The organism is Streptomyces sp. NPDC026575 (assembly GCF_055567415.1).
In genome coordinates, this window is record NZ_JBVHQM010000006.1 from 352,179 (window position 1) to 366,266 (window position 14,088).

The 14,088-nt window shown below is 72.5% G+C and carries 12 protein-coding genes; 5 read left to right on the forward strand and 7 right to left on the reverse strand.

Annotated elements, in window-relative coordinates:
- Positions 1–4: 4 nt before the first annotated feature.
- The 4 genes from ACZ4NB_RS11395 to ACZ4NB_RS11410 form a co-directional block, all read right to left on the reverse strand.
- Positions 5–1,267 carry a hypothetical protein gene (locus tag ACZ4NB_RS11395; RefSeq protein WP_467660349.1) on the reverse strand — a complete coding sequence of 421 codons (1,263 nt, stop codon included), beginning with the start codon at positions 1,265–1,267 and terminating at the stop codon, positions 5–7.
- A gap of 30 nt (positions 1,268–1,297) precedes the next feature.
- A complete protein-coding gene (locus ACZ4NB_RS11400; protein ID WP_467660306.1) occupies positions 1,298–2,230 on the reverse strand; it encodes an N-acetylneuraminate synthase family protein in 933 nt (310 codons plus the stop codon).
- Between the two features lie 86 nt (positions 2,231–2,316).
- On the reverse strand, positions 2,317–3,510 hold the full coding sequence (locus ACZ4NB_RS11405; protein WP_467660307.1) for a cytidylyltransferase domain-containing protein: 1,194 nt from the start codon (positions 3,508–3,510) through the stop codon (positions 2,317–2,319).
- A gap of 62 nt (positions 3,511–3,572) precedes the next feature.
- Positions 3,573–4,925 carry a DUF6716 putative glycosyltransferase gene (locus ACZ4NB_RS11410; RefSeq protein ID WP_467660309.1) on the reverse strand — a complete coding sequence of 451 codons (1,353 nt, stop codon included), beginning with the start codon at positions 4,923–4,925 and terminating at the stop codon, positions 3,573–3,575.
- A 187-nt stretch (positions 4,926–5,112) separates the two neighbouring features.
- Between ACZ4NB_RS11410 and ACZ4NB_RS11415 the strand changes: the two genes are divergently transcribed.
- From ACZ4NB_RS11415 to ACZ4NB_RS11425, 3 genes are read left to right on the forward strand one after another with little or no spacing between them, the layout of a single operon-like run.
- Entirely contained in the window at positions 5,113–6,090 is a 978-nt protein-coding gene (locus ACZ4NB_RS11415) for a glycosyltransferase family 2 protein (protein WP_467660311.1), read from the forward strand.
- Complete coding sequence (locus ACZ4NB_RS11420) at positions 6,090–7,451, forward strand: polysialyltransferase family glycosyltransferase (protein ID WP_467660312.1); 1,362 nt, start codon at positions 6,090–6,092, stop codon at positions 7,449–7,451. Before ACZ4NB_RS11415 ends, ACZ4NB_RS11420 begins: the two co-directional genes overlap by 1 nt.
- Entirely contained in the window at positions 7,448–8,599 is a 1,152-nt protein-coding gene (locus ACZ4NB_RS11425) for an acyltransferase family protein (protein ID WP_467660314.1), read from the forward strand. Before ACZ4NB_RS11420 ends, ACZ4NB_RS11425 begins: the two co-directional genes overlap by 4 nt.
- A 35-nt stretch (positions 8,600–8,634) precedes the next feature.
- Here ACZ4NB_RS11425 and ACZ4NB_RS11430 read toward each other — a convergent pair whose 3' ends face one another.
- On the reverse strand, positions 8,635–9,318 hold the full coding sequence (locus tag ACZ4NB_RS11430) for a TetR/AcrR family transcriptional regulator C-terminal domain-containing protein (RefSeq protein WP_467660315.1): 684 nt from the start codon (positions 9,316–9,318) through the stop codon (positions 8,635–8,637).
- A gap of 38 nt (positions 9,319–9,356) precedes the next feature.
- Between ACZ4NB_RS11430 and ACZ4NB_RS11435 the strand changes: the two genes are divergently transcribed.
- Entirely contained in the window at positions 9,357–10,904 is a 1,548-nt protein-coding gene (locus ACZ4NB_RS11435; protein WP_467660317.1) for an FAD-dependent monooxygenase, read from the forward strand.
- 122 nt (positions 10,905–11,026) lie between these two features.
- Here ACZ4NB_RS11435 and ACZ4NB_RS11440 read toward each other — a convergent pair whose 3' ends face one another.
- Together ACZ4NB_RS11440 and ACZ4NB_RS11445 are read right to left on the reverse strand one after the other, a co-directional pair.
- Entirely contained in the window at positions 11,027–12,454 is a 1,428-nt protein-coding gene (locus ACZ4NB_RS11440) for a GntT/GntP/DsdX family permease (RefSeq protein ID WP_467660319.1), read from the reverse strand.
- 66 nt (positions 12,455–12,520) lie between these two features.
- Complete coding sequence (locus ACZ4NB_RS11445) at positions 12,521–13,051, reverse strand: gluconokinase (RefSeq protein WP_467660321.1); 531 nt, start codon at positions 13,049–13,051, stop codon at positions 12,521–12,523.
- 131 nt (positions 13,052–13,182) lie between these two features.
- On the opposite strand from ACZ4NB_RS11445, the gene ACZ4NB_RS11450 reads away from it, so the two are divergent.
- Positions 13,183–13,884 carry a FadR/GntR family transcriptional regulator gene (locus tag ACZ4NB_RS11450; RefSeq protein ID WP_467660323.1) on the forward strand — a complete coding sequence of 234 codons (702 nt, stop codon included), beginning with the start codon at positions 13,183–13,185 and terminating at the stop codon, positions 13,882–13,884.
- Positions 13,885–14,088: the final 204 nt, after the last annotated feature.

Consider the following 14,088-nt stretch of genomic DNA (forward strand, 5'->3'; position numbering starts at 1 on the left):
GCGGTCATCCGGCGGCCATCCGCTGGGTGAACGGCAGTCGTTGCACGTCACGGGCGGTGCCGGTGACCCCGTCGAGGAAGCCCTGTGCGCGCGGTGAAGCGTTGGCCGTAAGCCACTGCGGATCGATGTCGCAGACCGCGACCTTGACCTGTGTACCCACCAGCGCCAGCGGCAGGGTGTGCACGACGGTGGAGGGGAAGCTGACGATCAGGCGCCCGATGGGCCCGCGCCGGGCGATCAGTTCGAGCGGCAGATCGGGCCGTACGACCTCCAGGCCGGTCTCCTGGGCCAGCCGGCGCAGCTTCTCGGTGCTCTCGCGGCGGTGCGCGAAGTAGCGGGTGGCGCCGTGCCTGCGGGCCAGTGCGCCGACCGCCTCCAGGTAGCGATCGGCGTCGACGACCCCGGTCTCCACCAGGGAGGTGCCGACGATGTCGGCGGCGCCCATGATCCGGGGCGGGCCGAAGCGCGCCCGGGTCCAGGCGAACTCGTTGGTGGTGACGTCCACGCCCGGCGGGACCTCGACCGGCATCGAGCTGAACAGCCCGACGGTGCGCCGGCCGCCCTCGGGTGCCGGGGTGAGCCGGCGGCGGGCGGTGGCCGAGAACGGCGCGAAGACCAGGTCCCGCGGGCTGCGGCCGCTGCCGTGCCGGTGCCAGCGCACCAGCCGCTCGCCGCGGGCGAGTTGGGAGATGAACTCCATGGTGGCGGTGCCGTCGTCGACCACCACCAGGTCGCGTGCCTTGGTGAGGGTGAGCAGCAGCTGCACATAGCGCGAGAACGGGTCGCCGATGACGACCCGGTGGGCGCGGCGCAGCAGCGGGGTGAGCCCGCCGATGGTGCGCATCGGGGCGGTCGGGCCGCCGCGGGCCTCCTCCCAGCGCACCGTGTGGCCTTCGTCGCGGGCGAGTTCGGCCATTCTGCGCAGCTGGCCGCGGGTCATCGGGTCGTGCGGGGAGAGCACGACGACGGTGAGCGCCAGCGGTGACGGGGTGGCCCGGCCCGCTGCGGCGGGGCCGCCGGCGCCGTCTTCCGCCGTCGCCGCGTGCGCCCACTCCAGGACGTTGAGCAGCTGCACCGGGCTCTCGACGAAGGCGAGGGTGGCGGAGTCCGGGGCGGCCGCGCGCCGCCCGTCACCCGAGGGTGCGGTGCGGTGGCGCTGCCGCGGCACCCCCAGGAGACGACGGGCGGGAGAACCCGTCGTCTCCTGGGGCGGGATCCCGGCGCCGGGTGTGGCGGCCGCGGCGCGGGTCCCTTCAGGTGAGCTCACCATGGCTCCCGTGTTGTGGCTCGTGGGCCGTCAGACCGCGGCCGGCTCGGCGCCGGCGGCCTCCGTCTCGGCGACCACGCCGGCGACCCGGCGCAGCTTCTTCATCGGGCCGAGCTCGCTCTCGTAGACCTTCTTGACGCCGTCGCCGAGGGACTCCTCGATGGTGCGGATGTCGCGGACCAGGCGGGACAGGCCGCCGGGCTCGACGGAGGCGGCCTGGTCGGAGCCCCACATGGCGCGGTCGAGGGTGATGTGGCGCTCGATGAAGGTGGCGCCGAGGGCGACCGCGGCGAGGGTGGTCTGCAGGCCGGTCTCGTGGCCGCTGTAGCCGATCGGGACGTTGGGGTACTCCTCCTGCAGGGTGTTGATCATGCGCAGGTTGAGCTCCTCGGCCTTGGCCGGGTAGGTGCTGGTGGCGTGGCAGAGCAGGATGTTGTCGCTGCCCAGGACCTCGACGGCGTGCCGGATCTGCTTCGGGGTCGACATACCGGTCGACAGGATCACGGTGCGGCCGGTGGCGCGCATGGCGCGCAGCAGCTCGTCGTCGGTGAGCGAGGCGGAGGCGACCTTGTAGCAGGGCACGTCGAACTTCTCCAGGAAGGCGACGGACTCCACGTCCCAGGGGGAGGCGAACCAGGCGATGCCGCGCTTCTTGCAGTACTCGTCGATGGCGCGGTAGCCGTCCTCGTCGAACTCCACGCGGTGGCGGTAGTCGATGTAGGTCATCCGGCCCCAGGGGGTGTCGCGCTCGATGTCCCACTGGTCGCGCGGGGTGCAGATCTCCGGGGTCCGCTTCTGGAACTTCACCGCGTCGCAGCCGGCGTCGGCGGCGGCGTCGATCAGGGCGAAGGCGTTCTCCAGGTCACCGTTGTGGTTGATGCCGATCTCGCCGGTCACGTAGACGGGGCGGCCGGGGCCGGCCTCGCGGTCGCCGAGGGTGCGGAGGCGGGAGTTGCTGCTCATGGGGAGATTCCTTCGTGTGGATATGGGGGTGTGCGGGGTGGGGGCTTGAGGGGTTGCAGGGGGTGGGAGCGACGGGCGGGTGGGGGTCAGAGCGACGGGCCCAGCAGCCAGGCGGCGATCTCGCGGATCGCGCCGCTACCACCGGTGTTCGCGGTGACCGCGCGGGCCGCGCCGCGCACCACGTCGTGTGCCGAGGCGACCGCCACCGGCCAGCCGACGAGGTCGAAGCACGGCAGGTCGTTGACGTCGTTGCCGACGTAGAGCACGCGCTCGGGCTCGATGCCCGCTTCCTCGCACCACTGCTTGAGCGCGAGGTCCTTGCGGTCGATGCCGTGCAGGACGGGCACCTGAAGCTTGCGGGCCCGTGCGGCGACGACCGGGTTGGTCTCCGTGGACAGGATCAGCAGCTTCAGCTCCGCCTTGCGCAGGGCGGCGATGCCGAGGCCGTCGCCGCGGTGGACCGCGACGATCTCCCGTCCGTCGGCGTCGATCAGCACCCGGTCGTCGGTCTGGGTGCCGTCGAAGTCCAGTACCACCGCGTCGATGTCGTCGCGGGTGGGAAGGGCGCCGGGGCGGGGGGCGTCCAGCAGCGGCGCGAGGGCGCGGGCGCGGGCGAGATCGTGCGGATCGTCGATCTCCAGCACCCGGGCGGGGTCGGTGCGGACGAGTTCGGTGCGGCCGAAGAAGCGGTGGCCGCTGGTGCGGAAGCCGGTCGCGTCCATGGCGTAGGCGGCGCCGGTCTCCAGCAGGTCCTGGGGGCGGTCCTGGCGGCGGGGCCGGAAGGACTTGTCGTGGTTGACGCCGTGGCCGCCGTCGGTGGCGCCGGTCTCCGGCTCGGCGTCGCGCCAGACGAAGCCGTGGAAGGGGGCGACGGTCAGCGCGCTGTCGGCGCCGCCCTCGACGACCGCGGCGGCGACCCCGTCGATGTCCTCGCGGACGATGAACGGGCTGGTGCACTGGACCAGCAGCACCGCGTCGACGGTGGTGCCGTGCTCGGCCTCGTAGGCGTCCATGGCGTGCAGCACCGCGGCCTCGCTGGTGGCGGTGTCGCCGGCGATGTCGCCGGGGCGCCGTACGACGACCGCTCCGGCGCCGCGGGCGGCGGCGGCGATCCCGGCGTCGTCGGTGGAGACGACCACGTCGGTCACCAGGCGGGCGGCGCGGCATTCGCGGACCGCGCGGGCGACCAGGGGCACACCGCCGACGGCGGCGAGGTTCTTGGCGGGCACGCCCTTGGATCCGCCGCGGGCGGGGATGACGGCCACGACAGTGGGTGGCATAGCGGGCTCCTTGGGAGGGCGGGGGCCTGGGGAGGTCACAGGGGAGGTCGCACCGGGGTCGGTCACAGCTGCCCCCAGCGGCGGATGGCGGGCGCGACGCGCTGGACGCCGTGGCGGTAGGCGCCGCGGGCGGCCTCGCGCACGGTCTCGCGGGCGACCCGGCGCAGTCCGCCGGTCTCCTCGGGGGCGTCGGCGTAGCCGGGGAGCGGCTCGCCCTGCGGGTCCAGGCCGTGCCGGGCGAGGATGCCGGGGAGGTAGCCGGGTGCGGTGCGGGGGGTGTAGTACGGGGTGATCGCCGGCAGGTGCTCGGCCTCGCGCAGCTCGGTGACCCGGGCGCGGGCGGCGTCGAAGGCCCTCTCGTAGGCGCCTCCCCCAGCCTTGAGGGCCGGGGCGACCCCCATGCTGGCGACGCCCGCCCGGTCCAGCCACTCCTGGTCGGGCTCGGGCCGGTGTCCGGCGTCCAGCTCGTCCCAGGAGGCCAGGCAGCCGGAGCCGAGGAAGTGGTGGTTGCCGAGGGATTCGCGGATGCCGAGGTCGGTCAGGACGGCGGTGGGGATGCCGCGGTGCAGCGACTCCAGCGCGGCGGTCGAGCTGACCGTGACCATCAGGTCGGTGCGGTCCAGGACCTCGCCCATGTTGCCGTACACCAGGCGGCAGTTGGGCGGCAGCGGTGCCGGGGACTTGGCGGCGAGCTTCTGGTAGGGCAGTTCCTCGATGTGCGTGGTGTGCTCGCCCGGCTTGCTGCGGAGCTTGATCAGCACCTCGCGGTCGGGGTGCTTGCGGGCGTGCTCAACGGCCCTGCGCAGCAGGTACGTTCGGTCCGCGCGGCTCTCCGGGACGGAGGGCTGGGCGGCGAACACCACGGTGTAGGGGCCGTCGCCCTCGCCGGTGTAGCGGTCGCCGCCGAGGAAGGGCAGCGCGCATTCGACGACGCCGTCGTCGGCGGCGCCCACGCCGCGGTAGACCTCGCGGAAACGGTCCGCGTCGTGGCGGGAGTTGGCGAGTACGACGTCCGCGCCGTGCCGCAGCAGCAGTCCGTCGGCGAGCTTTTCGTAGACCACGCCGACATAGCCGGTGACGACGACGGGGCGGCGCGGTGCGCCGTCCCAGGCGCGGGCCAGGCCGTGCAGCATCGCCTGCACCGCGCCGCCCACCAGGGCCAGCACGACGACGTCGTAGCGCGTACGGTCGATGGACCGCACGAAGTCGACTCCCCTGATTTCGCGCAGCGAGTCCGCACGGGCGCCGACCTCGTCGAGCTGGCGGACCGTGGGCGTGGCGCGGCCGCGGAGCAGGTACCCGTCGAGTCGGATGTCCGATTGGATCCGGTACGCTGTCAAAGCGCCCCATTTCCATCGGGTATCCGAGTCGGCGAGCACGGCGACCCGCGGCGAAGAAGTGGTACGTGATGGCACGTCGAAGACGCTAGGAAGGCATTCCGTTTGGCGGGCCAACTGGGCCGCAACAAAGGGTTAACAGCGGGTCGACGAATGGCGAACCGGCCCGATAACCGGCCTGGTTAACCATCCCGCCATTCTTCGTTCACCTGGGTGCCCGCGCCGCGTAAAGACGAATGCCGACTCCGCACCTAACGTCACCCGGGTGGTTAAGCTCTCCGTCATCGTGCCGTTTTACAACGTGCAGACATACGCGCCCGACACCCTGAAAAGCCTGGCGGCGAACGCCCGCGAGGACTTTGAATTCCTGCTCGTCGACGACTGCTCGCGCGACGAGACCCCGCAGATCCTCGCGCGCGCCGAGCGCGAGCTGCCGGGCGCCAGAGTGCTGCGGCACGAGCAGAACGGCGGTCTGGCCACCGCCCGGAACACGGGCCTGGACGCCGCCCGCGGCGAGTACCTCACCTTCCTCGACGGCGACGACTGGCTCGCCCCCGGCTACTTCGCCGAACTCCTCTCCTCCATGGAGGAGTTGGGGTGCGACTTCGTGCGCACCGACCATGTCCAGTGCACCGCGCGGGCCCGCACCGTGCACCGCGTGCCGCACGGCCGGCGGGGCGTGGTGCTCAACCCGCGCGACGTCATCCTGCCCGCCGACCGCTCCACCTCCGTCGACTACGCCTACGCCTGGGCCGGGATGTACCACCGCCGGCTGCTGGACGACGGGGTGCTGCACTTCCGCGACGGGCTGCGCACCGCGGAGGACCGCCCGTGGATCTGGCGGCTGCACCGCGAGGCGAAGTCCATGGCGGTGGTCGGGCTGCTCGGTGTCTTCTACCGGCGCGGTGTGGCGTCCTCGCTCACGCAGATCGGCGATGTGCGCCAATTGGACTTCATCCGCGCATTCGACCAGGTGATCGAGGAAACCGCACAAGATCGCGATGCGGATGTGCTGCTGCCGAAGGCGGTGCGCACCTATTGCGCGATCATTTCCCACCACCTCGGTTCGATCGAACGTTTCGAACCGCAGGTCGCCCGTAAATTGCGCTCGATGAGCGCCGCGGCCATGAAACGCATGCCGCAGGACGTACTGAAGGAAGCCCTGGATTCGATGGATGTGCAGCGCGCGTCCCGGCTGCGGCGGCTGCGCCGTCGCCCCGTCCCGGCGGAGGTCGCCGCCTGATGCCCACCCGACCGCGTACCCAGATCTTCGTGGCGTCCACGCTCTACGGCGCGGCGACGCTCGCCGCCGCGCTGGACGCCGACTGCTTCGCGCCGGCCGACCGCAGGCTGCTGCTGCTCAGCAACAACGCCACGACCCCGGAGACCACCGCGTCGCTGGACACCATGCCCGGCTTCGACCGGCTGCGCGGCCGCTTCGACCGCGTACTGTCCTGGAACGAGACGATCAGCCCCTTCCACCCCGGCGGCTGGTCCCCGCGCGCGGACGACGCCCCCCTGTGGGAGCGGTATCTGCGCCTGCTGTGGGGCCTGGGCGACGACGACGTCCACCTGGTCGTGGAGTCCATCCAGGTCAACCCGGCGCTGGCGATCTGCCAGCTGTTCCCGGACGCGTCGATCGACGTCTACGCCGACGGCCTGATGAGCTACGGCCCCACCCGCAGCAAGCTCGACCCGCTGGTCGGCACCCGGATCGACCGGCTGCTGCACCTGGACCTGGTGCCGGGGCTGACGCCGCTGCTGCTGACCGAGTTCGGCGTCGAGCCGCAGACCGTGCCGACCGACGCCTTCACCAAGGTGCTCGGCGAGATCTCCGACGCCAGCGGCCCGCTGGACGTCCCCGAGGGCGCCGCGCTGCTCCTGGGCCAGTACCTCTCCGCGCTGGGCATCCTCACGCCCGAGGAGGAGGAGCAGCTGCATGTGCGGATGGTGCGCGGTGCCGTCGAGCGCGGCCACCGCGAGATCGTCTTCAAGCCGCACCCGTCCGCGCCGGCCCGCTGGTCGCGGATGCTGGAGCAGGAGGCCGAGAAGCTCGACATCGCGCTGACGGTGCTGGACAGCCCGGTCCTGGCCGAGGTGCTCTACCAGCGCGTGCGGCCCGCACTGGTCGTCGGCTGCTTCTCCACCGCGCTGCTGACCGCGGCCACCTTCTACGACCTGGACACCGCCCGCACCGGCACCGGCCTGCTGCTGGAGCGCCTGACGCCGTACCAGAACAGCAACCGGGTCCCGGTCACGATCGTGGACGCCCTGGTGCCGGGCCTGGACGGGCGCGGCACGGACGGCGGGCCCCGCACGCCGGTCGCCCCCCAGGAGATCGAGGGGCTGGTCACCGCGGTCGGCTATGCGATGCAGCACCAGATCTATCCGCAGCTGCGCCCGGCCGCCGAGCGCTATCTCGCCGCCCACCTCGACCAGGTCACCTGGCGCTACTTCAAGCGCCGGCGGCTGACCGCGCTGGCGCTGCCCGGCGCGATCCCGTCCCAGCTGTCGTTCATCCCGCGCAACGCCACCGTCCGCCGGGTCGCGCGCAGCGCGCGGGCGGTACAGCGGCGGCTGAAGAAGCGGGCCGCGTTCGGATGACCGCCCCCCAGCTGACGGCCGGTGCGCCCGCCGCCGCACCGGACCGCGGTGCCGCCGCACCGCAGCCCGTCATACGCGTGCGCAGCCGCGGCGGACCGTCGCGGCTGCGCGCCCTCGACGGGCTGCGGCTGCTCGCCGCCCTGATGGTCGCCGGGTACCACTACGCGGGACGCGGCGGCGAGATAGCCCAAGCCTGGGGCGACTCCCCCGCCCACCAGTTCCCCACCGCCGCGCCGCTGTTCGCCTACGGCTGCCTGGGCGTGCAGATCTTCTTCGTGATCAGCGGCTTCGTGATCTGCCTCAGCGGCTGGGGCCGCACGCTGCGCGCCTTCGTCGCCGGCCGGGTCTCCCGGCTCTACCCGGCGTACTGGGCGGCGATCCTCCTGGTCACCGCGGTCTTCGCGCTCCCCTGGGTCGCCTACAAGGCGCTCCCGCCCAGCGAGGTGCTGACGAACCTCACCATGCTGCAGCAGCCGCTGGGCGCCCACCGCGTCCTCGGCGTCTGCTGGACGCTCTGGGCGGAGCTGCGCTTCTACGCCCTCTTCGCGCTCTGCGTCGTCCTGCCGGGCGCCACCCGCGGCCGCGTCGTGCTGTTCTGCGCCGGCTGGACGCTGGCGGCCGCGCTCGCGCAGGCGGCCCACGAGCCGTTCCTCGACACCGTCCTGATGCCCGAGTACGCGCCGTTCTTCATCGGCGGCGTCGGCCTGTACCTGCTGCACCGCTACGGCGCCCGCGATCCGATCGCCTGGGCGATCGTGCTGGTCAGCTGGCTGATCGGACAGCACTACGCGGTCGCGGGCCTGTGGCACGCACCGTCCGCGCACGCCTTCTCCTACCGCTCGACGGCCGTCATCATCGCCGTCGTCACCGTCGGCTTCGCCCTGGTCGGCGCCGTCGCCCTGGGCAGGTTCCGCTGGGCGAACTGGCGCTGGCTGACCGTCGCCGGCGCGCTCACCTACCCCTTCTACCTCGTCCACGAGCACCTGGGCTGGGTCGTCGTCGGCGCCCTGCACCGCACCCTGGGCCTGCCCTCGTACGCGACGCTGCCGCTGACCGTGGGCCTGATGCTGCTGCTGGCCTGGCTCCTGCACCGCCTCGTCGAGCGCCCGCTGACCCCGCGCCTCAAGCGGGCGATCGATCCCCGCTGACCCCAGACGGCCCGCCAGGGGTGTCCGCCCAGGACCTACGCCCTGGCGGCCGTCGCCTCGATTCCCGCGACGATGAACCGCAGTCCGTCCTCGAAGCTGCGCTCCAGGTCGCCGAACATCTCCCGGCCCGCCTGCGCGGCGAGCGGATAGCGCTCACCGAGCTGCTGCTCGCGGCGCTCCAGGTCGTAGGCCGGGTCGCGGCTCTCCGGCCGGCGGGCCTCCGGCTCGCCCGGTTCCGGGTAGACCGACTGCTCCTCGATGACCAGGCCGATGGTGAAGTTGTACGCGGTCCACCAGGCCCGCGCCGCCGTGCCCAGCGGGATGCCCGTCCGCGTGAGCCGGCTCAGCAGGTTCTGCAGCGGCAGCACATAGCTCTCGTCGGTCATCCGGGTACCGCTGAAGACCTTGCCGCCGTCGCGGTAGCCGAGCAGATCCCGCCTGAGACCGCGGCAGGTGGCCAGCAGCGCCTCCTGCCAGGTGTCGCCCATCCCCACCGCCTCGCCGTCCGGCCCGATCAGCGGCGCGGTCATCCGCCGCAGCATCTCGGTGGCCATCTCGTCCAGCAGCTCCTGCTTGTTCTTGAAGTGCCAGTAGAGGGCGGGCGCCTGGACGTCCAGCTCCTTGGCGATCCGGCGCAGCGTGAGCCCGTCGAGACCCACCTCGTTCAGCAGCCGCAGGGCGGTGTCCACGACCTGCCGGCGATCGATACGCGAAACCATGTTGACAACTTAACACCGTTAAGGCGAGACTCCCAGCCATGGAACTTAACAACGTTAAGGACAGTGCCCGTGTTACCGACGTCGACGTACTCGTCACCGGAGCGGGCCCGACCGGCCTCGCCCTCGGCATCGACCTCGCCCGTCGCGGGGTGCGCGCCCTGATCGTCGAGCGGCAGGACCACCTCTCCCTCGGCGCCCGCGGTACCGGCGTCCAGCCGCGCACCCTGGAGGTCTACGAGGACCTCGGCCTGCTGGACGCCGCTCGGGCGGCCGGCGGCCGCTACCCGAAGATGGCCCTGTGGGAGAACGGGCGGATCACCGAGGTCCACGAGATGATCGAACGGGTCGACCCGACGCCCTCCGTGCCCCACTCCAACGCCCTGATGCTGCCGCAGTTCCGCAACCTGGAGCTGCTGCACGAGCGGCTGTGGGAGCTCGACGGCCAGGTGCTCTTCGGTACCGAACTCACCGCGTTCAGCCAGGACTCGGACGCGGTGACGGCCGAACTCCGGGGCCCCGACGGCGAGGTGCGCACCGTACGCGCCCGCTACCTCGTCGCCGCCGACGGCGGACGCAGCACGGTCCGCCGGGCCCTGGGCACCACGATGAGCGGCCCGGCGCTGGAGCCCGGCGCGGCGCTGCTCGCCGACGTCCGGATCGACGGCCTCGACCGGGACCACTGGCACCGCTGGCAGCTGCCGAACGGCGGGTTCGCGGCGGCCCTCCCCCTCGTCGGCACCGACTACTTCCAGACCCTCACCGCCGCGTTCACCGAGGAGCCCGACACCGCACCCGAGGCCGTACGCGCCGCGCTCGCCCAGAGCACCCACCTGGCCGCGGAGCAGATCGGCGAGGTCCTGTGGTCCTCCGTCTACCGCCCCAAGGCCGGGATGGCCGACTCCTACCGCGAGGGCCGGGTCTTCCTGGCCGGCGACGCCGCCCACATCCACTCCCCGGCCGGCGGCCAGGGCCTGAACACCAGCGTCCAGGACGCCTACAACCTCGGCTGGAAGCTCGGCCAGGTGCTGCGGCACGGCGCCCCCGACACCCTTCTGGACAGCTACGAGGCCGAGCGCCGCCCGATAGCCGCGCACATCCTCCGGACCAGCACCCGGCTGCACCGCTCCGGCGAGACGCGCCGCGGCCGGGACCTGCACCAGCTCGACCTCGGCTACCCCGACAGCCCGCTGACCCGGGAGCTGCGCACGGACCTCGACCCGGACGCGCTCCGCGCCGGCCACCGCGCCCCCGACGCCCCGTGCCACACCGCCGGCGGCAACCCCACCCGGCTCTTCGATGCCTACCGCGGCCCGCACTTCACCGTGCTGGCGCTGGGCGACACCGGCCTGGACGCCGGTACGCTGCCGGCCGGTCCGGACCTGCTGCGCCTCGTCCGCGTGGACGGCCCGTCGCCCGACCTGGTCGACACCGACGGCCATGTCCGCGACGCGTACGGCGCCGGTCCCGCCGTGTTCCTGATCCGCCCGGACGGCTATGTCGCCCTGGCCGCACCGGCCGGGGACGCCGCCGCGCAGGTGGCCGCGGCCCTGGCGTCGTACATCGGCGCCCCGCAGCCCGCCGCCTGACGCCCCACGCGCACGAGGCCGTACCAGCGGGAAGAGCTCCGCTCGTACGGCCTCGTGCCGGGAACGGGCGCCTGAGGGGGGTGGGGCGCCCGGGGCGGTGGTCCGCCCGGAAGGTCCGGGTCCTACAGGACCAGGGAGAGCAGCAGGACGCAGACGATCCCGACGACCGAGATCAGCGTCTCCATCACCGACCAGGTCTTCAGCGTCTGGCCGACGTTCATGCCGAAGTACTCCTTGACCAGCCAGAATCCGGCGTCGTTGACATGGCTGAAGAAGAGCGAGCCGGCGCCGATCGCCAGCACCAGCAGCGCACCGTGCGTGGTGCTCAACTCCGCGGCGAGCGGGGCGACCAGCCCGGCGGCGGAGATGGTGGCCACCGTCGCGGAGCCGGTCGCGAGCCGGATGGCGACCGCGATCAGCCAGGCCAGCAGCAGCGTGGAGATGTGCCAGCCCTTGGAGACGTCCAGGATCATCTGGCCGACGCCGGCGTCCACCAGCGTCTGCTTGAACCCGCCGCCCGCGCCGACGATCAGCAGCACCCCGGCGATCGGGGCGAGCGACCGCTCGACCGTGGCGGCGGTCCTGCCGCGGGTGAAGCCGGCCGCCCGGCCGAGCGTGAACATCGCGACAATCACGGCGGTCAGCAGCGCGATCAGCGGCGAGCCGACGACGTCGAAGACCCTCTGGACGGTGTGCTCGGGATCGTCGACGACGATGTCCACCAGCGCCTTGGCCAGCATCATCACGACCGGCAGCAGCACGGTCGCCACCGTGATCCCGAAGCCGGGCCGCTTCTGCAGGCCGTCACCGGTGCCCCCGTCCGGGGCGTTCGCGGCGTCCCCCGGGGTGTCGGGCATCTGCTGCGGCGGGTGGATGTCCACCCACCGGGCCGCGTAACGGGAGAAGAGCGGACCGGCGATGATCGCGGTCGGGACGGCGACGACGACGCCGAGCGCGAGGGTGACCCCCAGGTTCGCGCCGACCGCGTCGACCGCCACCAGCGGACCGGGGTGCGGCGGGATCAGCCCGTGCATCACGGAGAGTCCGGCCAGCGCCGGGATGCCGATCCGCATCAGCGAGAAGTTGCCGCGCCTGGCGACCAGCAGCACCACGGGGATCAGCAGCACGATGCCGACCTCGAAGAAGATCGGCAGCCCGATGACCCCGGCGATCAGCACCATCGCCCAGGGCATGGCCCGCCCTCCCGCCTTCGCCAGGATCGTGTCGACGATCTGGTCGGCGCCGCCGGAGTCGGCGAGCAGCTTGCCCAGGACGGCGCCGAGCGCGATCAGCACACCGGTGCCCGCGACCGTCGTCCCGAGCCCGGCGGAGAAGCTGGCGATGGCTTTGTCGAGCGGCGCACCGGCCACCGCGCCGAGCACCAGCGAGCCGATGATCAGCGACAGGAAGGCATGCAGCTTGAACCGGGAGATGAGCAGGACGATGACGGCTATGCCGGCCAGGACGGCGATGCCCAGCTGTGCGTGACCGGCCGAGGTGATCGGCTCGGTCGCGTCCGCTGCGAGCATCTCCACGCTGAGATGTGTCACGGCGATTCCCTTGCTTGGACTGACGGGGAGGGAGCGGGGGGTGGCGGTCCGGGGTGAGGCCCGGCGCTATCCGGCGGGCGAGGCGGCGGCGCGCAGCGCGGCCACCGCCCGCTCGGCGATCTGCTGCGGGGTGCCGGAGACGTCCACGGCGACGCCCGCCTCGTCGGGCCCGAGCGGTTCGAGCGTGGCGAACTGGGAGTCCAGGAGCGCGGCCGGCATGAAGTGGCCCTTGCGCTCGGCCATCCGCGCCTCGATCAGCGCGCGCTCGCCGGTGAGGTGCAGAAAGACGATGCCGGGGGCGGCGGCGCGCAGCCGGTCGCGGTAGGCGCGCTTGAGCGCGGAGCTGCTGACGACCCCGCCGCGCCCGGCCCGGCCGTGCGCCCAGCGGCCGATCGCGTCGAGCCAGGGGCCCCGGTCGTCGTCGTCCAGCGGGATGCCGGCCGACATCTTGGCGATGTTGGCCGGCGGATGGAAGTCGTCACCCTCGGCGTACGGCACGCCCAGTTCGGCGGCCACCAGCGGGCCGATCGTGGTCTTGCCGGTACCGGCCACTCCCATCACGACGATGACGTCGCGGGCGGCGTCGGGCGTGCTCATCCCGTGTTACCTCGCTGTCTTCCTTGACCTCGTGCGCCCCCACTGAAACCCATTAGGTACGACGTATTCAAGCCCCTGTGACGCAAACGTCATACTTAATTGGCCGAGGGGCGGGAACGTAGGCTTGCCCCATGGAAAACGAGGGGAAGGGGCTGCACGCGCGTGTGCTGGAGTCCCTCGGACCCGCGATCACCGCGGGCGACTACCCTCCGGGCACGATCCTGCGCACGGACGAACTGGAGCAGCGCTTCGACGTCTCGCGCACGGTCATCCGCGAGGCGATCCGGGTACTGGAATCCATGCAGCTGGTCGCCTCCCGGCGCCGCGTGGGGGTGACCGTCCGGCCCACCGAGGAGTGGAACGTCTACGACCCGAGGGTCATCGGCTGGCGGCTGGCCGGCCGCGACCGCCCCCGGCAACTGCGCTCGCTGACCGTGCTGCGCTCGGCCGTCGAACCGGTCGCCGCCGGGCTCGCCGCCCAGCACGCCACCCCCGCCCAGTGCGCCGAACTCACCGAACACGCCATGGGTATGGTCGCCACCTCACGCGGCCAGCAGCTCGACGCCTACCTCGTCCACGACACGGCCTTCCACCGGGTGATCCTCACCGCCTCCGGCAACGAGATGTTCGCCCGCCTCGGCGATGTCGTCGCCGCCGTCCTGACCGGCCGCACCCAGCACCACGTGATGTTCACCGACCCCGACCCGGCCGCCGTCACCCTCCACGTCCAGGTCGCCGAGGCGGTCCGCACCGGCGACGCGGCCCGCGCGGAACGACTGACCCGCGAGATCACAGCGGGGGCCATGGCCGAACTGGACGTCCTCGCGCCCTGACGCTCGCGCTTGGCCCGCGTCCCACGTTTTTGGCTTTCCCGCCGTGGTGGTTTCTCACCGTTGCTCCCCCACTGCCTAAAGGGCGTGGGAGGTACCCCCAGCGGCGGGCGGGGCCGCTGCGCGGGGCTTTCGGGTGCCGGTGTCGGTCCTCCGGGGCTGGGTGTCCGGACTGCTGCGCTTTACGTCCGGACACCCAGCCCCTCC